Below are 24,374 nucleotides of genomic sequence, written 5' to 3'. Positions count from 1 at the left end.
GTCAGCTCCTGGCCTTTTCCGGACGGCGGCGCGCGGACAGCGTCATGCCGAGGGTTTTCGCGGCGACAATCTCGCGCAGCACCTCGTTCGTGCCGCCGCCGAAGGTGTTGTTCTGCGCACGACGGGCGAGCGTCTCGACGCGTCCGTTCACCGCCGCGCCGGGCGAATCGGGGCGCAGCAGGCCGCGAGCGCCGAGCACTTCCTGAAGCCTGCTGTACGCGGTCACCACCGCTTCGGTGCCGAACACCTTGGCAGCAGCGGAATCCCCGCCGCCGAGGGTGCCCGCGGCGACGTCCGCGACCAAGCGCAGGTTGATCAGATCCGTGGCGCTGAGCAGCGCATACACCTCGGCGAGGGTGTGCCGGACCCACGGCAGGTCGTACACCGTGCCCGGGCCGAACGGTTCCTCCCGCGCCCACTTGAGGACCGCGTCGTACATCTGGTTCGCGATGCCGCCGCGCGCGGCGAGGGCGACGCGTTCGTGGTTGAGCTGGCTGGTGATGAGCCGCCAGCCGTTGTTCAGCTCGCCGACCACATTGGACAGTGGAATTCGGACGTCCTCATAGTACGTTGCCGAGGTGCTGATCCCGCCTACCGTATGGATTTCAGTAGCGGAGAATCCCGGAGTGTCGGTCGGCACGAGCACCACCGAGATACCGCGATGCGGCGGGGCGTCCGGATCGGTCCGCACGGCGAGCCAGATCCAGTCGGCGAAGATCCCGGCGCTGGTGAAGATTTTGCTGCCGTTGATCACGAGCTGGTCGCCGTCGATCCTCGCCCGCGTCTGCAGCGACGCGAGGTCAGTGCCCGCGCCGGGTTCGGTGTAGCCGATGGCGAACATCAGCTCGCCGCGCAGAATGGGCGGCAGGAAGAACTTCTTCTGTTCCTCGGTGCCGTGGTGCATCAACGCCGGCGCGACCGTGTTGAGCGTGACCAGCGACAGCGGGGCGCCGGCGCGCAACACCTCGTCGTAGAACACGAAGAGCGCTTCCGGGTCCTCGCCGCGGCCGCCGTATTCCTCGGGCCAGCCGAGGCCGAGCCAGCCGTCCGCGCCCATCCGGCGGAGGATCCGGTCGAACACCGGACCGCCCTCGGTCTGCTCGACCAGCGCGCGGCGGTCGTCCTCGTCGATGATGCGGGCGAAGTACTCGCGCAGCTCGGCGCGGAGCCTTCGCGAGCGCTCCGACAGCTCCGGATGCATGCGGTTTCTCCTCAGGATCGGGTCAGCGGGGCAAGCCGAGGACGCGGTGGGCGATGACGTTGAGCTGGATTTCCACGGTTCCGCCGCCGAACAGCACGGCGGGCAGCCCGAGGTGGTCGAGGACGTGCCCGCCCTCCGCGCTCGCCGAGCCGGGGCCGAGCAGGGCGATCACCTCGCGCGAGCCCTCCTGCTGGGCGAGCGCGCTGAACACCTTCTGCACGCTGACCTCGGCGCCCAGGTCCGTTCCGGCGAGCCGGGCCAGCACACCGCGGAGGCCGAGCGTCGCGAGCGTGAGTTCCCGCGACGCGCACCGGCCGAGCGCGGCCAGCGCGTCGGGATCGTCCGGACGGTCGCGGAGCAGCTGGCGGATCCGGTCGGAGGAGCCGTGCGCGAGGGTCGCGCCCATGTTGTGCCGCTCGTTGGCGAGCGTGGTGGTCGCGAGCCGCCAGCCGCTGTTCGGTTCGCCGACCAGGTCGCGGTCCGGGACGAACACGTCGTCCAGGAAGACCTCGTTGAACTCCGCGCGTCCGGTGGCCTGCTTGATCGGGCGGACGGTGACGCCTTCCGCGGCCAGATCGACGAGGAAGTACGAAATCCCCCGGTGCCGCGGCGCGTCCGGGTCGGTCCGGGCGAGGCAGACGCCCCAGTGCGCTTCGTGGGCGAGCGACGTCCAGACCTTCTGCCCGGAGATCCGCCAGCCACCGTCCACTTTGGCCGCCCGGGTCGTGAGCGAGGCGAGGTCGGAACCCGCGCCGGGTTCGCTGAACAGCTGACACCAGCGGATTTCCCCGCGCAGCGTCGGCATGACGAACCGCTCGCGCTGTTCCGCAGAGCCGTGGACGAGCAGAGTCGGCAGCACCCATTCGCCGATCACCGTGGTGGGCTGCGGAATGCCGCGGCGCTCGAACTCCTCGGCGATGACGGCTTGTTCGAGCGGTCCGGCGTCCAGGCCGTACGGTTTCGGGTAGTGCGGGGCGGCGAGACCGGCGTCGGCGAGCGCCTGGGCGGACGGCTCGGTCTGGTCGAGAACGGACGCGATTTGGCGGCGCAGTTCGAGGCAGTCGTCGGGGCTGGCGAGGGTCAGGTCGCGGGTCGTGGTCCGGGCGCGTTCGCCGAGGGTGCGGGCGGCGGATCGGCCGAGGGAGCCGGACAGCGCGACGGCGCGTCGCCAGTACAGGTGCGCGTCGTGTTCCCAGGTGAAGCCGATCGCGCCGAGCAGGCGTACACAGCTGACGGACGCGTCCACTGCGGCTGGGAGCGCGGCGTGCCTCGCCTGCGCGGCGGCAAGTGCTTGCTGCGCAACGGAATGCCGCTCGGCGCGAGCCGCGTCCCAAGCGGCAGCCGTGGCGATCTCGCGGTGCAGGAGGATGCCCGCCGCTTGATGCTGGACGGCTTGGAACGAGCCGATCGGACGACCGAACTGGACGCGGGTTCGGACGTGGTCGACGGCGCAGTCCAAGGTCCAGCTGCACAGTCCGGCTGCCTCCGCCGCCGCGGGGACCGCGAGGGCCAGCTCCGCCCGTTCCGGGTCGATCTCAACGACGTTGTCCTGAGATACCAGGAAGTTCTCCAGCTTGAGCCGAGCCGCGGATCTGGTCAGATCAACGGCCTCGACTGGGATCAGCTGGCCGGGCTCTGGTCGCAGCACGAGCCAGATCTCTTGTGCGCGGACGACCGCGAGCTCCGCGTCCGCGAGCCCGAGCGCCGGACAACTCGTGCCGTTGACCTGCCAACCGTCGGCGGTGCTGCTCGCAGTGAGGCCTTCTAGTACGACAGCCCCGGTCGCACCGGCGGCGAACGCGGCCAGCGCTTCTGTCGGTTCGGCAGCGGCGAGGACGGCGCTGGCCATGACGGTCGGCAGGAACGGCCCGGGCACCAGGTGCCGGCCGAACTGCTCGGCGACCACGGCGAGTTCGAGCAGCCCGCCGCCTTGGCCGCCGACGGATTCCGGCAGGTGCAGCGAGTGCCAGCCTTGTCCGGTCAGGGCTTTCCAGAGTTCGGGCCGCCCGGGTTCGGCGCGCGTCTCGGCGATCGGCGCGTGCCGGGCGGCCCATCCGGCGGCAGACGCGGCCAGGTCGCGGTGTTCCTCGGACAGGGCGATGGGCATAGGTCAGATCCGTTCGACGAGCACGCAGCTGGTGGCGGCCGCGGCGCAGATCGCGATCATCGCGAGACTGGCGTCGCGGCGTTCGAGTTCCTCGACGGCCGTCGCGAGCAGGCGGATGCCGGTCGCGCCCGCCGGATGGCCGAGCGCGATCGCGCCGCCGAGCACGTTGAGCTTGTCCTCCGGGACGCCGTGCACCTGCGCGAACGACAGCGGGACGGCCGCGAACGCTTCGTTGACCTCGAAAAGATCGATGTCGCCGATCGTGAGACCGGTGCGGTCGAGAAGCTTCTGCGCGGCGGCGACCGGCCCGTCGAGGAGGTATTCGAGGTCGCCGCCGATGACGCACTGCGCGAGAAGCCGCGCCCGCGGGCGAAGCCCCAGCTCCTCGGCGCGGCTGCGGGACAGGAACAGCGCGGCACTCGCGCCGTCGGAGACCTGGGACGAGGTGCCCGCGGTGTGCAGCCCGTCGGGGACGGTGGCGCGGAGCCCGGCGAGCGCTTCCGTCGAGGTCTCGCGGAGGCCCTGGTCTTGCGTGACCAACTGACCGTCCGGCATTTCCAGCGGGAGGACTTGCCGGTCGAAAAGCCCAGCGTCCCAAGCCTTTCGCGCGTTGTGCTGGGAGCGGAGGCCGAACGCGTCGAGGTCCGCCCGGGTCAGCCCGCGCTTCCGAGCGATGCGGTCCGCAGCGGTGTACTGGTCGGGAGTTTCAAGAGACCAGTCGGCGGGCCGCGGCTTGCCAGCGCCGGTCCCCTGCTTCGGGGTGAGCGGCACGCGGGACATCAACTCGACGCCGCACGCGACGCCCGCGTCGGCCGTTCCGTTCGCGATCTGCCCGGTGAGCAGGAAGGACGCCTGCATCGAGGTGCTGCACTGGGCGTCGATCGTGGTGGCCCCGGTCGCGGCCGGGAGCCCGGCGTACAGCCAGGCAGTGCGGACGACGTGGCCGTACTGCTCGCCCAACGGCGTGACACAACCGCCGATCACCTGGTCGACCGCGTCCGGCTCGAGCCCCGCGCGGTCGAGGACGCTGCACTGGACCCGGCTGAGCAACTGGACGGCGTGCAGGGCGGAAACCCAGCCGTCGCGCTTGCCGAACGGCGTGCGCACCGCGTCGACGAGGACTGGCGTGGTGTCTTTCAAGCCCGGATCTCCTTGTCGCGGAAGGCGGGACCGACCCCGGGAATCGAGCAAGCGTTTGGTTGGAGGTTAGCTCTGGAGCGGTGAGCGGGACAAGCACAGGTACTGGTGAGCGGGAGTGGCCCGGCCGGAGGCACCACCCGTCAGCACCCGCTCCTGAACGAGCCAAGCCGACCGGCTCGCGTCACCCCGCTCGCGCCCGCGCCACTCCGCTCGCCAGCGGACACGATCTGCCCAGCCTGCGCTGCGGCTCCCCCGTCTCGCTCCGCCGATGCCACTCACCGGGAACGATCACCCGCCGACGCCCGCCTCGGCACCACGTCGGCATCCCCACCCCGCCACTGCCCGTCGCCGATGCCACTCACCGGGAGCAGCCACCCGCCGATTCCCCGCCCCTCGGCACCATGACGACATCCCTTCCCCGCATTGGAGGCCCCGTGTCCCACCCCAGCACCAGCCTGTCCGGCCGCACCGCCATCGTCACCGGGGCTGGAGCGGGGCTCGGCCGGGCCGAAGCGCTCGCGCTCGCCGCGCAGGGGGCGAACGTCGTCGTCAACGATGTGAGCGCGGCCGGGGACGAGGTCGTCGCCGAGATCGAGGCGCGTGGCGGGCGGGCGCTGGCCGTCCGGGGCGACATCGGTGGCTGGCAGTACGCCGAGGACCTCGTCACCGCGGCGACCGAGCACTTCGGGTCGCTCGACATCGTCGTCAACAACGCAGGCATCACCCGCGACGCGATGCTCTTCAACCTCAGTGAAAAGGACTGGGACGACGTCATCCGCGTCCACCTCAAGGGGCACGCGGCCCTCTCGCGCGCGGCGGCGCGTCATTGGCGACAGGTCAGCAAGACCACTGGCGAGCCCACCTACGCACGGCTGATCAACACAGCGTCGGAGGCCTTCCTGCTCGGCGGCGCGGGGCAGCCGAACTACGCGGCGGCCAAGGCTGGGATCGCGGCGCTCACGTTGTCCTGCGCGCGCGGGTTGAGCCGCTACGGCGTCCGCGCGAATGCGATCTGCCCGCGTGCCCGGACGGCGATGACCGACGGGATCTTCGCCGCCGGGCGCAGTGCGGGCGGGTTGGACATCCTCGCGCCGGAGCGGGTCGCGGCGTTCGTGGCGTACCTCGCGGCCCCGGCGGCGGACGCGGTGAACGGGCAGGTGTTCGTCGTGTACGGGGACATGGTCGCGCTGCTCGCCCCGCCGACCGTCGAGCAGCGGTTCGTGTCCGGGCAGGGGGCGTTCGATCCGGCGGAACTGGAGCGGACGATCACGCCGTACTTCGCGGAGCGCGACCCGGGGAAAACGTTTGCGGCCGGCGACATCGCGGGGCTCGACGACACGGAGACGACCAATCCCTCGTGAGTGGCAGGAGGTCACCGCACGGCCGCGGTCATCTCCTCCAGCATCGGCCGGACGTCCCGGCGGCGGTAGCCGAGCAGTTCCGTCTCGCGGGCGTCCGGTTCGTACGCGATCGTCGCGCCGCGGCCGGGCACCAGGACCCGGTCGGGCAGAAACGGGTGCTCCTCGTCGCGTTCCTCCAGGGTCCGCCCCGAACCGGAGACGTCGAAGATCAGCTGGAAGTAGTCCCGGAAGCTGAGGTTTTCGTCGCCTACCAGGTACGCCGCACCGGATTCCCCGCGCAGCAGCGCACCCTCGACCGCTTCGGCCAGGCTCCGCACGGACAGGTAGTTCGTCCCGCCGACCGGCGCGAAGTCCGGCACCTTCCCGGCCAGCTCGCCGTCGGCCCAGGCCAGCATTTTCGCGAACTGCCGCGTCGACCGGCCGGGTGCCATGCCGACGATCGACGGCGGGTTCAGCGTGCACACCGCGAACCCGTCCCCGGCAAGGGCGCGCGCTCCTTCGTCGGCGAGGCGGCGCGCGTCGACGTACGGGTTCGTTTCCGCGAGATCCGGCCGGATCTGGTGGTAGTAGCTGCCGATCTGGACGAAACGTCCGACGCCGGCCCGCTTCGCGCGCGCCGCGATCGAGGTGACGCCGTCGATTTGGTACGTCCGCCAGAACTCCTCGTCGCCCCAGCCGGTGACGTGCCGGATGTCTTGTCCGGCCGCGAAAACGACGGCGTCGAACGGGGCCAGCGCGGCCTCGTCGAAACCGTCGTGGGCGTAGTCGCCAAGCAGCACCGGCAGGCCCGCCACCAGCGAATCGGCGTCGGGTTCGTGGCGTCCGGCGACCGTGACGGCGTGCCCGGCACCGCTCAAGTGCGCGGCGGTGTTCGCGCCGATCATGCCGGTGCCGCCGATGACCAAGACCTTCATGCGCATTCCTCTATCCGAAGTGGACCCGGCCGCCGTCGACCACCGGACCGCGTTCCGACGTGATCCGAAGCCCGCCGCCAGACCAGCCTTCGACCTGCAATTCCTCGCCGGGGAACACCGGCGCGGCGAACCGGCCTTCCAGTAACGTCAGGTCCGCCGGATGCGCGCCGACCTGCCGGGCGGCGACCAGCGCGCCCGCGCCGAGGGTGGCCAAGCCGTGCAGAATCGGCCGGGGCTGGCCGATTCCGGCCGCTGCCGCGGGGTCGACGTGGATGTGGTGCCGGTCCCCGAGCAACCGGTAGAGCAGGGCTTGGTTGTCCGCAGTGGACAGTGGAGCGGTCCAATCCGGACTGTCCAAAGCGGGCGGACGACCGGGTCCGCGTTCGCCGCCGAACCCGCCGATGCCAGGGCAGAACAACGACCACGTCGCGACGAAGTAGTCCGATTCGACGGCCACTTCATAGACCGCCGCGCTGCCTTTGTCCCACACCTCCGGGACCCGGGCCCGCATCGAAATCTCGCCCGCAGGCGGCAATGGCTTCAAAACCTGGAGCCGTTGCGAACCGTGCACCGCGTTGCCGACCTCGAACGCGCCGGCCGAGCCGAGGACGTCCGGGGCCCATTGGGCGAGCGTCAGCGCGAACGGCGGCAGCACCCGCAACCGGTCCTCGAACACCAAGTCGAGTTCGTCCGGCCGGGCGCCGATGGCGAGCGCGTAGAGGATCGGGTCGCGGTCGGTGTACGCGACGGTGCGTTCGCCGAGGACCCGGCCCTTCCACTCCGCGGGGCTGTTCACTGCGCCCCGTAAACCGGTTCGGGCGCGGGCGCTTCCTTCAGCAGTTCGCGCAGGGCCGGGCCGACCTCGTCGGCGGTCCAGCGGCGGTCCAACTCGCGGGACGGACCGTGGCTCCAGCCGTTCTCCACGCAGATCCGGCCGCCCTCGACCTCGATCACGCGCCCGGTCACGTCCGCGGCCTCCTCGCTGGCGAGCCACGCGACGATCGGCGACACGTTGCCCGGGTGCATCGCGTCGAAGCCGTCGTCCGGCGCGGCCATCTGCGCCGCGAACGGACCCTCGGTCATCCGGGTGCGCGCGGCCGGGGCCAAAGCATTCACCGTAATGCCGTACCGGCCGAGTTCCGCCGCCCCGACCAGCGTCAACGCGGCGATCCCGGCCTTGGCGGCGCTGTAGCTGCCCTGGCCGACGCTGCCCTGCAGACCCGCGCCGGAGGTGGTGTTGATGATCCGCGCCGCCCGCGTACGCCCGGCTTTCGCCTCCGCGCGCCAGTAACCCGCGGCGTGGTGCATCAACGCGAAGTGCCCCTTGAGGTGCACCGCGACGACCGCGTCCCACTCCTGCTCACTGGTGGTCACGATCATCCGGTCGCGCACGAAGCCCGCGTTGTTCACCACGATGTCCAGCCCGCCGAACGCGTCGACCGCCTGCTGCACCAACGCTTCCGTCGCCGCGAAGTTCGCGACGTCGGCACCGTTGGCCACCGCTTCGCCGCCCAGCGCGCGGATCGCCTCGACCACTTCGCCGGCCGGACCGTCGGACGCGCCTTCGCCCGCGCCCGAGGTGCCGAGGTCGTTGACCACGATGCTCGCACCCTGGCGGGCGAGCTCCAGCGCGTGCTCGCGCCCGAGCCCGCGGCCCGCCCCGGTCACGATCGCGACCCGGCCTTGCAACATCCCGCTCACATCATCTCCGTTTCGTCGGCCGGCAGGCGAGGCGGTTCCCCGTAAACCAAGCAAGTGTTAGGCTACCAAGCAATCGCTAGGTTAGGAACGCACGTGACGATTTCCACGCAGCTCCACGACAACGGCACCTTCGTGGTCACCATGGACTACCCGCCGGTGAACGCCCTGCCGGTCGCCGGATGGTTCCGCCTCGCCGAAACGGTCCGGGAGGCGGGCGAGGACCCGGCGGTGCACGTCGTCCTGCTCAGGGCCGAGGGACGCGGCTTCAACGCGGGCGTCGACATCAAGGAAATGCAGCGCACCACCGGTTTCGACGCCCTCGTCGGCGCGAACCGCGGCTGTTACCTGGCATTCAAGGCGATCTACGAGTGCGCGGTCCCGGTGATCGCCGCGGTGAACGGCTTCTGCCTCGGCGGCGGCGTCGGACTGGTCGGCAACTGCGACACGATCATCGCCGCCGACGACGCGTACTTCGGCGTCCCCGAGGTCGACCGCGGCGCACTGGGCGCGGCGACGCACCTCGCCCGCCTGGTCCCGCAGCACCTGATGCGCACGCTGTACTTCACCAGCCGCACCATCGCGGCGAAAGACCTGGTCCAGCACGGCTCGGTACTGGAAACCGTGCCCGCCGCCGATCTGCACGACGCCGCGCTCGCGCTGGCCGGCGAGGTAGCCGCGAAGGACCCGCGCGTCATCCGGGCCGCGAAAGCCGCGCTGAACGGCATCGACCCGATCGACGTCAACCGCAGCTACCGTTACGAACAGGGCTACACCTTCGAACTCAACCTCATCGGAGCCGCCGACGAACACCGCGACGCCTTCGTCGCTACCGGCCGCCCGATGAACGACTGACCTCTCGAGGAGACCCGTGCCTCTCCGCACCCCGCTCACCGAGCTCACCGGCGTGACCCACCCGATCGTGCAAACCGGCATGGGCTGGGTAGCCGGCCCGCGCCTGGTCTCCGCGACAGCCAACGCCGGCGCACTGGGCATCCTCGCCTCCGCGACGATGACCTACGACGAGCTCGACCACGCCATCAAGGAAGTCAAGCAACGCACGGACAAGCCCTTCGGCGTGAACCTCCGCGCCGACGCGGGCGACGCCGCCGAACGCGCCGAGTTGCTGATACAGCACGGCGTCAAGGTGGCATCTTTCGCCCTGGCACCCAAAAAAGACCTGATCGCCCGGCTGAAGGACCACGGCTTGGTCGTCATGCCCACCGTCGGCGCCGCCCGGCATGCCGAAAAGGTCGCCTCGTGGGGTGCCGACCTGGTGATGATGCAAGGCGGCGAAGGCGGCGGCCACACCGGTCCGACGGCCACCACCCTGCTGCTGCCATCCGTACTGGACGCAGTTGATATCCCAGTAGTCGCCGCCGGAGGCTTCTTCGACGGCCGCGGGCTCGCCGCCGCTTTGTCTTACGGCGCAGCAGGAATCGGCATGGGCACGCGATTTCTGCTCACCAGCGACAGCGCAGTGCCGGACGAAATCAAACGCACTTACCTGGGCTTCGGCCTGGACGGCACCGTCGTCACCACCAAGGCCGACGGCATGCCGCACCGCCTGTTGCGCACCCCGTTCATCGAGGGCCTCACGAAGGAAGGCTTCGTGCAACGCATGGCGCGAACTCTGCGCCGTACCAAGGATTTCAAACGCCTGAGCGGCCAATCCTGGCCCTCCCTGATCAGCGACGGCCTCCGCATGAAGCGCGGCAGCGACCGCTCGTGGACACAAACGATGCTGGCCGCCAACACCCCCATGCTGCTCAAAGCCGGCCTGGTGGAAGGCGATACCAAGGCCGGGATGCTAGCGGCCGGGCAGGTGGTCGGAGTGATCGAGGATCTGCCGAGCTGCGCGGAACTGGTGACTCGAATCGTCGACACCGCACAGGAACGCCTAACCGCAACAGCCGCCCTGCTGAACTGAACAAGGTACGTGAGGGCCACCCTCACGTACGCTGATTCCTTCAGGGTTCCCCTCACGACCAGCCGAAGTACATGAGGGGCCCCTTCACGGACCTAGATTCCCTCAAGGAGCCCTTCACGCCCGCTCGCCCGGCCCGCCCGCCGGCGGGGATGCCGCCCCCAATGTGGCATTGGGTGCGTGGGACGCACCCAATGCCACATTGGGGCGCTACCCCCACCGCCCAAACCGGAACCAGCGCACCCTCGATCGAGGCACCCAACCCCACCCGCAGCCGATGCACCCGCTATCGAGGCACCCAGCCCCTCTACCGCAGCCGATGCACCCGACGAGCGAGGCACCCAGCCCCTCCCCCACACCCCGATACGAAGCTCCCCTGCGGTTCGGGGGTGCTTGTCAAGGCATCTTTCCCGCCTTGACAAGCACCCCCGAACCGTCAGCACAATCAACCTTCGGGGTGCCCCACGCAACCAAAAGCCGATGTCGCCCCCAGGCGACGAGCCACACCCCTAAAGACGCTCCAACACGGTCACGTTCGCCTGCCCACCGCCCTCGCACATGACCTGCAGGCCGTACCGCCCGCCACTCCGCTCCAGCTCGTGCAGCAACGTAGTCATCAACCGCGCCCCGGTCGCCCCGATCGGGTGTCCCAGCGCGATCCCGCCGCCATTCACGTTGACCTTCTCGTGCGGCACGCCGATCTCCTGCATCCAAGCCAACACCACCGGCGCGAACGCTTCGTTGCACTCGAACAGATCGATGTCCTCCACCGACATCCCGGTCTTCTCCAACGCCCGCTGAGTAGCCGGAATAGGCGCGGTCAACATCCACACCGGATCCGCCCCGTACACGCTGATGTGATGCACCCGAGCCCGCGGCGCCAACCCGTGCTCCTCAACCGCTCGCTCGGAAGCGATCAGCAACGCCCCCGCACCATCACTGATCTGCGACGCCACCGCAGCCGTAATCGGACTGCCTTCCTCCAACGGCTTGAGACCGGCCATCTTCTCCAGCGTCGTATCCCGCCGAGGACCTTCATCCACCGAAAACTCGCCGACCGGCGCGATCTCCCGCGAGAACCGGCCGGAATCGATAGCGGCCGAAGCCCGGCGATGGCTCTCCAAAGCGAACTCCTCCAGCGACCGCCGGGAAAGCCCCCACTTCTCCGCAATCATCCGCGCCGAACGGAACTGCGACACTTCCTGATCACCGTACCGAGCCACCCACCCAGGCGACTCCGCAAAGGGCGTGCTGAACCCGAACTGCTGCCCCACCACCATCGCCGAAGAAATCGGAATCGCAGACATGTTCTGCACTCCCCCGGCAACAATCAGGTCCGCAGTCCCCGACATCACCCCCTGCGCCGCGAAATGCACCGCCTGCTGGCTGGACCCGCACTGCCGATCGATAGTCACCCCAGGCACGTGCTCCGGCAGCCCGGCCACCAGCCAAGCGGTCCGAGCCACATCTCCAGCCTGCGACCCGATCGTGTCGCAACAGCCGAACACGACATCGTCCACCGCACCCGGGTCGATCCCGGTCCGCTCCACCAGCGCACGGATCGCGTGCGCCCCCAAATCCGCGGAATGCGTCCCCGCGAGCGAACCGCCGCGCCGCCCGACCGGAGTGCGAACCGCGTCCACCACATATGCCTCAGGCACGAATCCTCCAGAATCAGGGATGCTGACTGCTCACCGAGACGACTTCACCGGTGAGATAAGACGAATAAGGACTAGCGAGGAACACCATCACATTGGCGACTTCCCAGGGTTCCGCCGCCCGCCCGAACGCCTCGCGCCCCTTCAGTTCGGTCAGCAATTCGGCAGTGGTGACCTTCTCCAGGAACGGATGCATCGCCAGACTGGGCGACACCGCGTTGACCCGGATCCCCGACGAAGCCAGATCCATCGCCGCCGACCGCGTCAACGCCATCACCCCGGCCTTGGCCGCCGCGTAGTGCGCCTGCCCTTCCTGGGCCCGCCAGCCGATCACCGACGCGTTGTTCACGATCACCCCGCGACAGCCGCGAGCGATCATCCGCCGGGAAGCCGCCCGGATACACCGGAAAGTCCCGGTAAGCGTCACGTCGAGCACCAACGACCACTGCTCGTCCGTCATCTCGGTGATCGAAGCCGTACCGCCGAGACCGGCGTTGTTCACCATGACCTCGACCCCGCCGAACGGCTCGGCAGCGTCCAGCAAAGCCGCGACCTGCTCCTCCTTGGTCACGTCGCACACCACCGACGCGACCCGCTCGGCGCCGAACTCCGCCCCCAGCTTGGCCGCCGCCTCGGCGAGCCGGCGCTCATGGGTATCCCCGATCACGACCGCCCGCGCGCCTTCCTCCAGGCACCGCCGGGCAACCGCCGCCCCGATGCCCGCGCCCGCCGCAGCAGTCACGACGACCACGCGTTCGGCAAGCAACCCATGCCCCGGCACGTAATCAGGCGCGGGCTGTTCCGGTTTAACGCTCACGGTCGCGGCTCCCTAGGCAGGCCGAGCACGCGCTCGGCAATGATATTGCGCTGGATTTCGTCCGAACCGCCGTAAATGGTGTCGGCCCGGCTGAACAAGAAAAGCGTCTGCTGAGCATCAAGCTCGTAAGCACCCGCGGCAGTCAACGCGGAACCCCCGCGGACCTCCATCGCCAGTTCGCCCAGCTCCCGATGCCACCGAGCCCACAACAGCTTCGACACCGAAGCCTCCGGCCCCTGCGACCCGGCCTCATACGCACTCAATGTCCGCAACGCGTGCACCCGCAGCACCTCGAGGCCGACCTCGGCCCGCGCCAGCCGATCCCGCACCACCGGATCGTCATAACGCCCGTTCGCCCGCGCGGCAGCGACAACGCCAGCCAATTCCCGGGCGAATCCGACCTGCTGCCCGATCGTCGACACCCCGCGCTCGAACCCGAGCGTCGCCATCGCGACCCGCCACCCGTCCCCTGGCGCGCCGACGACCAGCGACTCTTCGGTCCGGGCCCCGTCGAAGAAGACCTCGTTGAACTCGCTGGTCCCGGTCAGCTGCCGGATCGGCCGGACCTCGACCCCGGGCTGGTCCATCGGCACCAGCAAGTACGACAGCCCGGCGTGCCGCCGGGACCCCGGCTCGGTCCGCACCACCGCGAAGCACCACTGCGCGTGCTGAGCGAGCGACGTCCAGATCTTCTGCCCGTCGATCACCCACTCGCCGCCCTCCAGCCGGGCCCGCGTCCGCACCCCGGCCAGATCCGACCCGGCGCCCGGCTCGGAATAGCCCTGGCACCACAGCTCGGTGACCCCGACGATCCCCGGCAAGAACCGCCGCCGCTGCTCGTCCGTGCCGTGCGCGATCAACGTCGGACCGAGCAGTTCCTCGCCGAGGTGGTTGACCCGCGCCGGCGCGTTCGACCGCGCGTACTCCTCGTGGAAGATCACCTGCTGCAGCAGGCTCAGCCCGCGCCCGCCGTACTGGACCGGCCAGCCGAGGCACGTCCAGCCGTGCGCCGCCAGATGCTGGTTCCACGCCTGCCGTTCCTCCGGCGCTTCGTGCTCGCGCCCGGACCCGCCGAGGCCCTTCAGCGCGGCGAACTCGCCCGCGAGGTGGTCGCCGAGCCACTCGCGCACCTCGGCGCGGAACTGCTCGTCCTCGGGGGTGTAGCGAAGATCCACCCGTCCTCCTGGTCCGCCGGTGCCGGTCCCGCCACGCTACCAAACCAAGCACTTGTTTGGTAGCATCGCCGCCGAACCGAGAAGGAGTGATGCGCGTTGAGCGGAACCGAAGAAAGCACCGACGAGCAGGTCGTGACGTACGAGGTGCGCGGTCCGGTCGCGGTCGTCACACTGAACCGGCCGCAGTACCGCAACGCCCAGAACTCGAAGATGACCTACGCGCTGGACGCCGCGTTCACCAAGGCGGTGGACGATCCGGACGTCAAGGCGATCGTGCTGGCGGGCAACGGCAAGCACTTCTGCGCCGGCCACGACATCGGCACCCCGGGCCGCGACATCGACCAGAGCTTCGAGCGCAAAGCGGTCATCTGGTGGGACCACACCGACCGGGCGGGCGTCGATTCGCGGTTCGCCCGCGAGTCGGAGGTCTACCTCGGCATGTGCCGCCGGTGGCGGGAGATCCCGAAGCCGGTGATCGCGATGGTGCAGGGCGCGTGCATCGCGGGCGGTCTGATGCTCGCGTGGTCGTGCGACTTCATCGTGGCCTCCGACGACGCGTTCTTCTCCGACCCGGTGGTGCGGATGGGCATCCCGGGCGTCGAGTACTTCGCGCACCCGTGGGTGATGAACCCGCGCGCGGCGAAGGAGTTCCTCTACACCGGCGACCGGTTCGGGGCCGACCGTGCGCAGGCGCTCGGCATGGTCAACCACGTCGTGCCGCGCGCCGAACTGGAAGAGGCGACGTTCGCCATCGCCGAGCGCATCGCGCAGATGCCGCAGCTGGGCCTCGCGCTCACGAAGAAGGCCGTCAACCAGGCCGAAGACCTGATGGGCATGCGGTCCGGAATGGACTCGGTGTTCGGCCTGCACCACGCCGCGCACGCGCACAACGCCGAGCTGGACACCGATTCGCTCGCCGGGCTCGACGCGCGTTCCATGGCGAAGGCCAACAAGAAGGCCGCGGGAGAGTCATGAGCCCGGAATTCACCGCCGCGGAAGAGGAATTCCGCGCGGAGGCCCGTGCCTGGCTGGAGGAGAACAGCCCGGGCTCGCTGCCGTCGATGGACACCGAGGACGGCGCCCGCGCGCACCGCGAGTGGGAAGCGAAACTCGCCGACGGCCGGTGGTCCGTGGTCACCTGGCCGGCCGAGTACGGCGGCCGCGACGCGACGTTGACCGAATGGGTGCTGTTCGAGGAGGAGTACTACCTCAGCGGCGCGCCGACCCGGATCGCGCAGAACGGCATCTCGCTGCTGGCCCCGATCATCTTCGAGCACGGCACCGACGACCAGCGCGAGCGGCACCTTCCGCGCACCGCGAACGGCACCCGGATCTGGGCCCAGGCCTGGTCCGAGCCGGAAGCGGGCAGCGACCTCGCCGGGATCCGCAGCACCGCCGTCCGCGATGACGACCGCGGCGGCTGGGTCCTCAACGGACAGAAGATCTGGAGCTCCCGCGCCCCGTTCGCGGACTGGGGTTTCGGCCTGTTCCGCTCCGATCCGGAAGCCGAACGGCACCGCGGGCTCACCTACTTCCTGTTCCCGCTCGATTCGGACGGCGTCACCGTCCGGCCGATCGCCCAGCTCGACGGCGACTGCGGGTTCGCCGAGATCTTCTTCGACGACGTCTTCGTGCCTGATCAGGACGTCCTCGGCGGGGTCGGCGACGGCTGGCGCGTCGCAATGAGCACGGCGGGCAACGAACGCGGCCTGTCGCTGCGTTCGCCGGGCCGGTTCCTCGCGGCGGCCGACCGGCTGCTGGATCTCTGGGCCGAGCGCGGAACCGAAGCGCCGCACCTGCGCGACCGCGTGGCCGACGCGTGGATCAAGGCCGAGGCCTACCGGCTCTACACCTGGGACACCGTCGACCACGTGCAGCACGGCGGCGACGTCGGCGCGGCGGGCAGCGTCAACAAGCTCTTCTGGACCGGGCTCGACCTCGGCATCCAGGAAACCGCGCTGGACCTGCTCGGCGCGGGCCAGGAAGTGCGCGGACGGTGGACGGAGGACTACCTGTTCGCCCTCGGCGGCCCGATCTACGCCGGCACCAACGAAATCCAGCGCAACATCGTCGCGGAACGGCTGCTCGGCCTCCCCCGCGGCGACCGCAGGAAGGCACAAGCATGAAGTTCCGGCTGTCCGCCGAACAGCGCGCGTTCGCCGAAGCGCTGGACGCCCTGCTGGGCGCGGCCGACGTCCCCGGCGTCACCCGGTCCTGGGCCGCCGACCGGCCGGAATCCGGGCTGCTGCTGTGGAAACAGCTCGCCGAACTGGGCGTGACCGCGCTCGGCGTGCCCGAGGAACACGGCGGCGTCGGCGGGACTGCGGTCGATCTCGTCGTCGCTTTCGAGCGGCTCGGATACCACGGCGTGCCGGGTCCGGTGATCGAGTCGATCGCCGCCGCGCCCGCGCTGCTCACCGACGCTTCGCTGCTGTCCTCGCTGGCTTCCGGCGACGCGGTGGTGACCTTCGCGAGCGCGCCGGACACTCCGTACGCGCTGGATGCCAACGTCGCGACGGACGTCTTCGTAGTCGGCGATTCGCTGGCTCGGGCGGAAATCGGCCGCTCGCTGCAGTCGGTCGATCCCTCCCGGCACCTGTTCGAGGTGACCGCCGGTGCCGAGGTTCAGCCGCTTTCCCCGGAAACCCGCGCACAGGCGCTCGACCTCGCCAGCCTCGCCTGCGCCGCGGAGCTGCTGGGCTGCGGCGAGCGAATGCTGGCCGACACCGTCGCCTACCTCGGTCAGCGCCGTCAGTTCGGCCGCGTGATCGGCGAGTACCAAGCACTCAAGCACGCCGCCGCGGACGTCCGCGTGGCGCTCGACTTCGCCCGTCCGCTGGTGCTCGGCGCGGCCCGCGAACCCAGCGCCCGGGCGATCTCGGCAGCGAAGGTCGCCACGTCGGACGCGGCCCAGCTCGCCGCGCGCACCGGACTGCAGTTGCACGGCGCGATCGGCTACACGCTCGAATGCGACCTGAGCCTGTGGCTGTTGCGGGTCCGGGCGCTCGTGGGCTGCTGGGGCACGCCTGCCGTGCACCGCGCGCGGGTGCTGGAGAGCCTGATGAGGGGCCGCTGATGCACTTCGCGCTGACCGACGAGCAGCGGGAACTCGCCGCCGCCGTCCGAGGGCTGGTCACCCGGCGGGCCGCGAAGACCGATCTGCGGGCGGCGATCGACTCACCCTCCGGATACGACACCGAACTGTGGACCGCGTTGTGCGAGCAGATCGGCGTCGCGGCGCTGGCCATCCCCGAGGAGTACGGCGGGGCCGGGTTCAGCCTCTTCGAGACACATGTCGTGCTGGAGGAACTGGGTGCGAGCCTGACCCCGTCGCCGCTGCTGGGCTCGGGAGTGCTTGCCGCACAAGCATTGCTGGCCGCGGACGCGCCGGAGCTGCTTCCCGGGATCGCGGCGGGCGAGGTCGTCGCGCTGGCCTGGGCGGATCGCGCCGGACGGCATCGGACCGCCGGTTCGGACGTGGTCGCGTCCTCGGGCGTGCTGAACGGCACCGCGACGTTGGTGCTGGACGGTGCGCAGGCATCTCACCTGCTCGTAGTTGCCATGGCAGATGGACGCCCTGCGCTGTTCCAAGCCTCCGCGACGCCTGAAGCGACCCCGGCGGTGGACCAGACGCTCAGGTTCGCCAAGGTGGAGTTCCGCGACACCCCGGCGACCCTGCTCGCCGCCGACTTCGCCGAAGCGCTCCCCCGGCTGCATGCCATCGCCGCGATCGCTTGCACCGCACTGCAAGTCGGCGGTGCACAGTCCTGTTTGGACCGTACCGTCGCGCATCTCAAGGAGCGCGAACAGTTCGGCCGCCCGCTCGGTTCGTTCCAGGCGTTGAAGCACCGGGTCGCGGACATGCTGGTGCAGGTCGAAACCGCGCGCTCGATCTCGTGGGCGGCCGGGTTCGCGGCGAGCAACGGCGACGATGTCGTCCAGCAGGCGGCGTACGCGAAATCTTGGTGCAGCGAGGCTTTCACCGCGGTCGCCTCGGAAACCGTCCAGCTGCACGGCGGGATCGCGATCACCTGGGAACACGATTCCCAGCTGTATTTCAAACGGGCGCACGCGCTGGCGCAGCTCTTCGGCGACGCCCGCGAGCACCGCGCCCGGCTCCGGAGCGACGCATGATCCACCACGTCGGAATCACCGTGCACGACCTCGCCGCGTCGACCGAGTTCTACCGCGACCTGCTGCGCGGCAGCGTCGAAGGACCGTTCGAGCGCAGCGGTCCGCGGATCGACGAGGTCACCGGATACCCGGGAGTGATCGTGCGCCAGAGCTTCGTGTCGACCGGCGACGGCGACACGGTGGTCGAGCTGCTGCAGTACGAAAACGGGTCGCCGAAGCGGATCGACCCGGACCACGGGCAAGCGGGCGCCGCGCACGTCGCGATCACCGTCGCCGACCTGGACGCGACGCTGGAGCGGCTGCGCGGACGCGGGGTCGCCGCGATCTCGGAGCCGATCGTCACGAGCCATCCGATGGCGGGCTGCCGCGCGGTGTACGTGCTCGATCCGGACCGGGTCCGCGTCGAACTGGTGCAACTGCCCGCCTGAGCTAGACGAACACACTGGAGGAACGAATGGGCGGCAAGTCCATGACCCTGGACGGCGTCACCGAGTACGTCCGGTCCGGGATGACCGTCGGGATCGGCGGCTGGGGGTCGCGGCGCAAGCCGATGGCGATGGTGCGCGAACTGCTGCGCAGCGACGTCGAAGACCTCACGCTGGTCACTTTCGGCGGGCCCGAGGTCGGGCTGCTGTGCGCGGCGGGCAAGGTGCGCCGGGTGATCTACGGGTTCGTCTCGCTCGACACGATCCCGCTCGACCCGCATTTCCGCGCCGCGCGCGAGGGCGGCCGGGTCGAGACGACGGAATACGACGAGGGCATGTTCGTCGCCGCGCTCCGGGCGGGTGCCAACCGGCTGTCGTTCCTGCCGACGCGAGCCGGGCTGGAAAGCGACGTGCTGCTGATGAACCCGGAGCTGAAGACCGTCGCGTCGCCCTATGACGACGACGTCTACATCGCGGTGCCCGCGGTGCGCCCGGACGTCTCGCTGCTGCACCTCAACCGCAGCGACACCCTCGGCAACGGCCAGTTCCTCGGCCCGGACCCGTACTTCGACGACCTGTTCGCGATGGCGTCGGACAAAACGCTGCTGAGCGTCGAGAAGATCGTGGACACCGAGGACCTCACCGCCACCGAGCGGTCGACGTCGCTGCTGATCAGCCGGATGTTCGTGAACGGCGTGATCGAGGCCCCGAACGGCGCGCACTTCACCTCGTGCGACCCGGATTACGGCCGCGACGAGGCGTTCCAGCGGCATTACGCCCAGTCGGCGCAGGACGAGGTCTCGTGGAAGCAGTTCCGCGAAACCTTCCTGACCGGCGACGAGGCCAGCTACCACGAAGCAGTGCGCGCTTTCCACCGCGCGACCGAGAAGGAGTCCGCATGAGTGCCCCCGCAACCCGCGCCGAGGTCTGCATCGCCGCGTGCTCCGACGCGTGGCGCGGCTCCGGCGAGGTGCTGGCCCACGCGGTCGGCACGGTCCCGGCGGTCAGCGCGCGGCTGGCCCGGCTCACCCACTCCCCCGAGCTGGTGCTGTCCGACGGCGAATGCCACTTCATGGCCGACCCGCCGCCGCTGGGCAAGACCGCGGCGGCGGGCGGGACGGTCGAGGGCTGGGCCCCGTTCGGGCGGATCTTCGACATTCTCAACACCGGGCGGCGGCATTCGATGATGGGCGCGAGCCAGATCGACCGGTTCGGCAACCAGAACATCTCGCTGATCGGCGACTGGCGGAAGCCGAAACGCCAGCTCATCGGCATGCGCGGCGCGCCGGGCAACACGGTCAACCACCGCACCGACTACTGGGTGAGCCGGCATTCGAGCCGGGTGTTCGTGGACCGGGTGGACGTCGTGTCCGGGGTCGGCAACGACCGGGCCCGCGCGCACGCGTCGACGGCGTTGCGGTTCCACGACCTCGGCGTCGTGGTGACCGACCTGGCGGTGCTCGACTACGACGAGGACGGCCGGCTGAAGGTGCGTTCGCTGCACCCGGGCGTCACCGAAGACGAGGTGCGCGCGAACACCGGTTTCGAGCTGGACTTCAGCGGCGCGGGCGTGTCGCGGGTGCCGGACGAGCACGAGCTGGACCTGATCCGCACCGTGCTCGACCCGAAGAACGCCCGGGACCGGGAGGTCAAGGAGTCCCGGTCCTGAACCGCTCAGCCGGCGAGCAGACCGCCGTACAGCATCGCGAGGTACTGCTCCGCCACGACGTCGTGGCGGAGCTTTCCGCGCGGGTTGTACCAGCGGACCGACGACCAGACGGTGTCCCGGATGAACCGGTACACGAGGCTCACCTCGAGGTCGGCGCGGAATTCGCCGGTCTCGCGGCCCGCCTGGAGCACGCCGAGCCACAGTTTTTCGATCTTCAGCGACGTCTTCCCGACGAATTCGAAATCGGCGAGGCTGCCGACGACGGCCGATTCGTTCTGGTAAAGCGCCACCGCGAACGGCCGCTCGTGAATCGTCGCGAAGGCGGTGTACACCAGCGCGTCGAACTGCTCGCGCGGCGTGCCGTCCTTCCCGGCGATCTCGGTGAACGCGGCCAGCAGGTCGTCCATGAACTCCTTGAGGATCTCGCGGAGCATGTCCTCCTTGGACGCGAAATGGTGGTACAGGCTCCCCGAAAGGATGCCCGCCTCGTCGGCGATGTCGCGGACGGTGGTCTGGGAATAGCCCCGGGTCGCGAAGAGCTGAGCGGCGATGCCCAGCAGCTCGCCGCGCCGGGTGCCGCCGTTCTTGACCGGGGCCCGGCCGGTTCGCGGAGTCATCGCATGGATCCCTTCCTGCCCGCTGCTTTCCCCTATGCTACCGAACAAGCACTTGTTCAGTGAGGAGACCCGCGTGTCGACACCTCGCACGATGCCCGCCCTGCTCGACGAAGCCGCCCGCCGCCACGGCGGCGCCCCGGCTGTGGTCGACGGTACGACACAGCTGTCCTGGACCGCATTGCGGGAGCAAGTGCGGGTGGTTTCCCGCGCGCTGGCCGCGGTCGGCGTCCGGTCCGGCGACCGGGTCGCGGTGTGGTCGCCGAACCGGGTCGAGTTCATCCTGACGTTCCTGGGCGCGCAGTGCCTCGGCGCGGCGCTGGTGCCGATCAACACCCGGTACCGCGGCGAGGAAGCCCGGGTGGTGCTGGAACGGTCCGGTGCTTCGGTGCTGGTGCTGTGCAACGGATTCCTCGGCAAAGACTATCTCGGGATGCTGACCGAGGCCGCCTCCCGTCCGGGCGGGTCCGGTGCGGTGCCTGGACTTCCGCAGCTGCACACCGTGATCGACCTCGGATCGGACGGCGTCGCGTTGCCGTGGAACGAATTCCTCGCCGGGGCGGAGTCGGTGCCCGCCGTCGACGAATCCGTGGTGACGCCTTCGACGGTGGCGGACATTCTGTACACCTCGGGTACCACCGGCGTCCCGAAGGGCGTGATGAGCACGCACGCCCAGACGATCGGCGTCGCGGATGTCTGGGCGAAGGGCGCTTCGCTTACCCCGGCTGACAAGTACGCGATCGTGAACCCGTTCTTTCACTCCTTCGGCTACAAGGCCGGGGTGGTCGCGGCGATCACCGCTGGCACGACCATCTACCCGGTGCTGACGTTCGACCCGGTCGCGTTGATGGAGTTAGTCGAGCGGGTTGGCATCTCAGTGCTGCCCGGTGCGCCGACCATCTTCACCACGCTGATCAACCACCCGCGCCGCACCGAATTCGACCTGTCGTCCCTGCGCTTCGCGATCGCCGGCGCGGCTTCGGTGCCGGAGAACCTGTTCTCGGACATGCTGGAAATCCTCGGCTTCGAGCAGGTCGCGCAGGCGTACGGACTCACCGAATGCGTGGTGGCGACCCAGTCGAGGCCGAACGAGGACCCCCGCCACGTCGCCCACACGACCGGCCCGGCGGTGCCCGGCCTGGAGATCCGCGCGGTCGACAGCGAGGGCAAGGACGTGCCGGTCGGCGCGGACGGCGAAATCCTCATCCGCGGCGAGTTCGTGATGCTCGGCTACTTCGACGACCCGGACGCGACCGCAGCGGCGATCGACGCCGACGGCTGGCTGCACACCGGCGACGTCGGACAGCTGGACGAACACGGCTGCGTCAAGATCACCGGACGGCTCAAGGACATGTTCACCGTGGGCGGCTTCAACGTGTACCCGGCCGAGGTGGAAAACGTGCTGAGCACCCATCCGGACGTCGTGGAAGCCGCGGTGATCGGCGTGGACGACGCCCGGATGGGTTCGGTGGGGCGCGCTTACGTGACGCTGTGGGCGGGGGTCGAACTGGATGCGGAGGGGCTGCGCGAGTACTGCCGGGAGCGGCTGGCGAATTTCAAGGTGCCACGCGAGTTCGTGGCGATCGCGGAGCTGCCGCGGAACGCGAGCGGGAAGATCGTGAAGCGGGAACTGGCCTGACGGTCGCGGCTCACCGGGAACTCAGCGGAGCGGGCTCCGACGTAGTGGCCCGGAAAGTCCGCCCCAGCTCTGGCCCCCGGCCGACGTAGTGGCGAAACACGTAAAACAACGGCTCCCAAGCAGCCACGCGAATGTGCCGGAGATCCGGTTCCGCAAGTGCCGGATGGACGTGCACTCGCAGCACCTCGGCCTCGACGATGCCGAGACCTGGGTCGCCGGGATGCCGCACGGCCGTCACCTGGCATTCGACCTGGAGCGGGCATTCCGCGGCCCGGTCGACCGCGACGAGGTCGGCCGGGACCGGGGTCAGACGGGCGGCGCCGAATTTGTCGCGTTCGGTCCGGAACTGGCCTGCCTTGTGCTCCGGCACCACGGGAGCGCCGGTCAGCCCGGCCAAGCGTTCGACGGCGGGCCACAGTTCGGCGCTCGGGTAGTTCAGCACGCAGTCCGGCCGCTCGCGCAGGTTGGCGAAGGTGTGTCCGGTGCTGCCGAAGCCGAGCACGGCGGTGCGGCCGAGCACCCAGGCCGACGACATCGGGGCCAGGTTGGTCGTCCCGTCGGCGTTCGCACTGGACAGCAGCACGACGGGCGTGCCGGGGTAGAGCACCGGCGGGTCGATCACGACGGAATCCATGACCGCATCCTGGCGGCGGGACGGTTCGGCGGGCACCGAACCGTCCCGCGCGATCAGGCGAGCCGCTCCAGCACCATCGCCATGCCCTGGCCGCCCGCCGCGCACATCGTCTCCAGACCGAACGTCGCGTCTTTCGCCTGGAGGCCGTGCAGCAGCGTCGTCGCCATCCGCGCGCCGGTTGAGCCGAACGGGTGCCCCAGGGCGATGGCCCCGCCGTGCACGTTGACGCGGTCGAGGTCCAGGCCCAGCTGGTCCACGCACGGCAGCACCTGCGCGGCGAAGGCTTCGTTCATCTCGACCAGGTCAACGTCCTTAACGGACAGTCCGGCCCGGCCCAACGCCTGCTGGCTCGCCTCGACCGGACCCAGCCCCATGATCTCCGGGCTCAACGCCGACACCCCGGTGGCGACGATCCGCGCCAGCGGCTGAATCCCCAGTTCGCGCGCCCGGACGTCGCTCATCACCACGAGCGCGGCGGCCCCGTCGTTGAGCGGGCAGCAGTTCGCCGCGGTAACCGTCCCGTCTGGACGGAACACCGGCTTCAGTTGAGATACCTTCTCCAGCGTCACGCCCGCGCGCGGACCGTCGTCTGTGGACACCACAGTGCCGTCCGGCAAGGTCACCGGCGTGATGTCCTTCTGCCAGAACTCCCCCGCCGCCTCGGCGAGATTCTGGCTGCGCACCGCGAAGGCGTCTTGGTCCTCCCGGGACACTCCACAATGGTCAGCGACGTTCTCCGCGGTCTCGCCCATCGCGATGTAGACGTCCGGCAGCGCACCGTCTTTCCGCGGGTCTGTCCATTGCAGACCGCCGGCGGCCCGCTTCTCCGTCACAGCCATCGCGTCGGCGTACCGCGGGTTCTTCGTGTCCGGCATGCCGTCGGCTTTCCCTTGGGAGAACCGCGAAACGCACTCGACGCCCGCCGACACGAACACGTCGCCCTCGCCGGCGCGGATCGCGTGCATCGCCATCCGCGTGGTCTGCAGCGAGGACGCGCAATAGCGATGCACAGTCGTGCCGGGCACCGCGTCGAGGCCGAGCCGCAACGCGACCATCCGGCCGAGGTTGTACGCCTGTTCCCCGGCCGGTTGCGCGCAGCCGAGCATCAGGTCGTCGATCCGGCCGACCTCCGGGACCGCGGCCAGCGCGGCTTCGACCATCTGCGCGGCGAGGTCGTCCGGCCGCAGGTCCTTGAGCGAGCCCTTGTACGCCCGCCCGATCGGCGAGCGGGCGGCGGAGACGATCACGGCTTCGGGCACAG

23 protein-coding genes are annotated in these 24,374 nt (G+C 69.9%); 11 read left to right on the top strand and 12 right to left on the bottom strand.

The window, feature by feature from the left end:
* Position 1 precedes the first annotated feature (1 nt).
* From FKO37_RS21235 to FKO37_RS21225, 3 genes are read right to left on the bottom strand one after another with little or no spacing between them, the layout of a single operon-like run.
* On the bottom strand, positions 2–1,201 hold the full coding sequence (locus tag FKO37_RS21235) for an acyl-CoA dehydrogenase family protein (protein ID WP_037812215.1): 1,200 nt from the start codon (positions 1,199–1,201) through the stop codon (positions 2–4).
* A gap of 22 nt (positions 1,202–1,223) precedes the next feature.
* Complete coding sequence (locus FKO37_RS21230; RefSeq protein ID WP_238605538.1) at positions 1,224–3,308, bottom strand: acyl-CoA dehydrogenase; 2,085 nt, start codon at positions 3,306–3,308, stop codon at positions 1,224–1,226.
* Between the two features lie 3 nt (positions 3,309–3,311).
* Positions 3,312–4,448 (bottom strand): steroid 3-ketoacyl-CoA thiolase, encoded by a 1,137-nt coding sequence (locus tag FKO37_RS21225; RefSeq protein WP_238605537.1) that lies wholly within the window; start codon positions 4,446–4,448, stop codon positions 3,312–3,314.
* Positions 4,449–4,882: 434 nt separating this feature from the next.
* Between FKO37_RS21225 and FKO37_RS21220 the strand changes: the two genes are divergently transcribed.
* On the top strand, positions 4,883–5,809 hold the full coding sequence (locus tag FKO37_RS21220; protein WP_238605536.1) for a 3-oxoacyl-ACP reductase: 927 nt from the start codon (positions 4,883–4,885) through the stop codon (positions 5,807–5,809).
* Positions 5,810–5,820: 11 nt separating this feature from the next.
* On the opposite strand, the gene FKO37_RS21215 is transcribed toward FKO37_RS21220, so the two are convergent.
* From FKO37_RS21215 to FKO37_RS21205, 3 genes are read right to left on the bottom strand one after another with little or no spacing between them, the layout of a single operon-like run.
* A complete protein-coding gene (locus FKO37_RS21215; protein ID WP_238605535.1) occupies positions 5,821–6,723 on the bottom strand; it encodes an NAD(P)-dependent oxidoreductase in 903 nt (300 codons plus the stop codon).
* 10 nt (positions 6,724–6,733) lie between these two features.
* Positions 6,734–7,519, bottom strand: a complete 786-nt coding sequence (locus FKO37_RS47565) for a MaoC/PaaZ C-terminal domain-containing protein (protein ID WP_238605534.1) — start codon at positions 7,517–7,519, stop codon at positions 6,734–6,736.
* Positions 7,516–8,424 (bottom strand): SDR family oxidoreductase, encoded by a 909-nt coding sequence (locus tag FKO37_RS21205; RefSeq protein WP_238605533.1) that lies wholly within the window; start codon positions 8,422–8,424, stop codon positions 7,516–7,518. The genes FKO37_RS47565 and FKO37_RS21205 overlap by 4 nt, the downstream gene beginning before the upstream one ends.
* A gap of 93 nt (positions 8,425–8,517) precedes the next feature.
* Between FKO37_RS21205 and FKO37_RS21200 the strand changes: the two genes are divergently transcribed.
* Both FKO37_RS21200 and FKO37_RS21195 read left to right on the top strand, forming a co-directional pair.
* Complete coding sequence (locus FKO37_RS21200) at positions 8,518–9,276, top strand: enoyl-CoA hydratase family protein (RefSeq protein ID WP_238605532.1); 759 nt, start codon at positions 8,518–8,520, stop codon at positions 9,274–9,276.
* Positions 9,277–9,292: 16 nt separating this feature from the next.
* Positions 9,293–10,351, top strand: a complete 1,059-nt coding sequence (locus tag FKO37_RS21195; protein WP_238605531.1) for a nitronate monooxygenase family protein — start codon at positions 9,293–9,295, stop codon at positions 10,349–10,351.
* Positions 10,352–10,857: 506 nt separating this feature from the next.
* On the opposite strand, the gene FKO37_RS21190 is transcribed toward FKO37_RS21195, so the two are convergent.
* From FKO37_RS21190 to FKO37_RS21180, 3 genes are read right to left on the bottom strand one after another with little or no spacing between them, the layout of a single operon-like run.
* A complete protein-coding gene (locus tag FKO37_RS21190; RefSeq protein WP_238605530.1) occupies positions 10,858–12,009 on the bottom strand; it encodes an acetyl-CoA C-acetyltransferase in 1,152 nt (383 codons plus the stop codon).
* 13 nt (positions 12,010–12,022) lie between these two features.
* Positions 12,023–12,823 carry an SDR family oxidoreductase gene (locus FKO37_RS21185; protein ID WP_238605529.1) on the bottom strand — a complete coding sequence of 267 codons (801 nt, stop codon included), beginning with the start codon at positions 12,821–12,823 and terminating at the stop codon, positions 12,023–12,025.
* On the bottom strand, positions 12,820–13,998 hold the full coding sequence (locus FKO37_RS21180; protein WP_238605528.1) for an acyl-CoA dehydrogenase family protein: 1,179 nt from the start codon (positions 13,996–13,998) through the stop codon (positions 12,820–12,822). The genes FKO37_RS21185 and FKO37_RS21180 overlap by 4 nt, the downstream gene beginning before the upstream one ends.
* Positions 13,999–14,094: 96 nt before the next feature.
* Between FKO37_RS21180 and FKO37_RS21175 the strand changes: the two genes are divergently transcribed.
* The 7 genes from FKO37_RS21175 to FKO37_RS21145 are packed head-to-tail and all read left to right on the top strand — an operon-like array spanning position 14,095 to position 20,226.
* On the top strand, positions 14,095–14,973 hold the full coding sequence (locus tag FKO37_RS21175) for an enoyl-CoA hydratase (RefSeq protein ID WP_037812239.1): 879 nt from the start codon (positions 14,095–14,097) through the stop codon (positions 14,971–14,973).
* Entirely contained in the window at positions 14,970–16,124 is a 1,155-nt protein-coding gene (locus FKO37_RS21170; protein ID WP_238605527.1) for an acyl-CoA dehydrogenase family protein, read from the top strand. Before FKO37_RS21175 ends, FKO37_RS21170 begins: the two co-directional genes overlap by 4 nt.
* Positions 16,121–17,074, top strand: coding sequence for an acyl-CoA dehydrogenase family protein (locus FKO37_RS21165; protein WP_238605526.1), 954 nt, complete (start codon positions 16,121–16,123; stop codon positions 17,072–17,074). Before FKO37_RS21170 ends, FKO37_RS21165 begins: the two co-directional genes overlap by 4 nt.
* Positions 17,074–18,132: an acyl-CoA dehydrogenase family protein gene (locus tag FKO37_RS21160; protein ID WP_238605525.1), complete on the top strand. Its 1,059-nt coding sequence runs from the start codon at positions 17,074–17,076 to the stop codon at positions 18,130–18,132. Before FKO37_RS21165 ends, FKO37_RS21160 begins: the two co-directional genes overlap by 1 nt.
* Positions 18,129–18,560 carry a VOC family protein gene (locus FKO37_RS21155; protein WP_134667763.1) on the top strand — a complete coding sequence of 144 codons (432 nt, stop codon included), beginning with the start codon at positions 18,129–18,131 and terminating at the stop codon, positions 18,558–18,560. Before FKO37_RS21160 ends, FKO37_RS21155 begins: the two co-directional genes overlap by 4 nt.
* Positions 18,561–18,586: 26 nt before the next feature.
* Positions 18,587–19,459 carry a CoA transferase subunit A gene (locus tag FKO37_RS21150; protein WP_134667762.1) on the top strand — a complete coding sequence of 291 codons (873 nt, stop codon included), beginning with the start codon at positions 18,587–18,589 and terminating at the stop codon, positions 19,457–19,459.
* A complete protein-coding gene (locus FKO37_RS21145) occupies positions 19,456–20,226 on the top strand; it encodes a CoA-transferase subunit beta (protein WP_134667761.1) in 771 nt (256 codons plus the stop codon). The genes FKO37_RS21150 and FKO37_RS21145 overlap by 4 nt, the downstream gene beginning before the upstream one ends.
* Before the next feature lie 5 nt (positions 20,227–20,231).
* On the opposite strand, the gene FKO37_RS21140 is transcribed toward FKO37_RS21145, so the two are convergent.
* Entirely contained in the window at positions 20,232–20,843 is a 612-nt protein-coding gene (locus FKO37_RS21140; RefSeq protein ID WP_081685000.1) for a TetR/AcrR family transcriptional regulator, read from the bottom strand.
* Positions 20,844–20,916: 73 nt separating this feature from the next.
* On the opposite strand from FKO37_RS21140, the gene FKO37_RS21135 reads away from it, so the two are divergent.
* Positions 20,917–22,479 carry an AMP-binding protein gene (locus tag FKO37_RS21135; RefSeq protein ID WP_308196538.1) on the top strand — a complete coding sequence of 521 codons (1,563 nt, stop codon included), beginning with the start codon at positions 20,917–20,919 and terminating at the stop codon, positions 22,477–22,479.
* A gap of 10 nt (positions 22,480–22,489) precedes the next feature.
* Here the strand turns inward: FKO37_RS21135 and FKO37_RS21130 are convergent, their stop codons facing one another.
* Together FKO37_RS21130 and FKO37_RS21125 are read right to left on the bottom strand one after the other, a co-directional pair.
* Positions 22,490–23,113: a flavin reductase family protein gene (locus tag FKO37_RS21130; RefSeq protein ID WP_238605524.1), complete on the bottom strand. Its 624-nt coding sequence runs from the start codon at positions 23,111–23,113 to the stop codon at positions 22,490–22,492.
* Between the two features lie 53 nt (positions 23,114–23,166).
* Positions 23,167–24,372, bottom strand: a complete 1,206-nt coding sequence (locus FKO37_RS21125; RefSeq protein ID WP_238605523.1) for an acetyl-CoA C-acetyltransferase — start codon at positions 24,370–24,372, stop codon at positions 23,167–23,169.
* Positions 24,373–24,374 lie beyond the last annotated feature (2 nt).

This window comes from Amycolatopsis sp. Poz14 (assembly GCF_006704225.1).
Lineage (GTDB): Bacteria > Actinomycetota > Actinomycetes > Mycobacteriales > Pseudonocardiaceae > Amycolatopsis > Amycolatopsis nivea.
Note: the sequence above shows the minus strand (reverse complement) of the source record. Positions and strands in the feature narration are given on the sequence as shown.

Bases quoted from the DNA above. Each gene is read 5' to 3' on its own strand.
- FKO37_RS21130 (WP_238605524.1), bottom strand. From the start codon at position 23,113: ATGGATTCCGTCGTGATCGACCCGCCGGTGCTCTACCCCGGCACGCCC.
- FKO37_RS21230 (WP_238605538.1), bottom strand. From the start codon at position 3,308: ATGCCCATCGCCCTGTCCGAGGAACACCGCGACCTGGCCGCGTCTGCC.
- FKO37_RS21140 (WP_081685000.1), bottom strand. From the start codon at position 20,843: ATGACTCCGCGAACCGGCCGGGCCCCGGTCAAGAACGGCGGCACCCGG.
- FKO37_RS21165 (WP_238605526.1), top strand. From the start codon at position 16,121: ATGAAGTTCCGGCTGTCCGCCGAACAGCGCGCGTTCGCCGAAGCGCTG.
- FKO37_RS21170 (WP_238605527.1), top strand. From the start codon at position 14,970: ATGAGCCCGGAATTCACCGCCGCGGAAGAGGAATTCCGCGCGGAGGCC.
- FKO37_RS21235 (WP_037812215.1), bottom strand. From the start codon at position 1,201: ATGCATCCGGAGCTGTCGGAGCGCTCGCGAAGGCTCCGCGCCGAGCTG.
- FKO37_RS21150 (WP_134667762.1), top strand. From the start codon at position 18,587: ATGGGCGGCAAGTCCATGACCCTGGACGGCGTCACCGAGTACGTCCGG.
- FKO37_RS21160 (WP_238605525.1), top strand. From the start codon at position 17,074: ATGCACTTCGCGCTGACCGACGAGCAGCGGGAACTCGCCGCCGCCGTC.
- FKO37_RS21215 (WP_238605535.1), bottom strand. From the start codon at position 6,723: ATGAAGGTCTTGGTCATCGGCGGCACCGGCATGATCGGCGCGAACACC.
- FKO37_RS21145 (WP_134667761.1), top strand. From the start codon at position 19,456: ATGAGTGCCCCCGCAACCCGCGCCGAGGTCTGCATCGCCGCGTGCTCC.
- FKO37_RS21155 (WP_134667763.1), top strand. From the start codon at position 18,129: ATGATCCACCACGTCGGAATCACCGTGCACGACCTCGCCGCGTCGACC.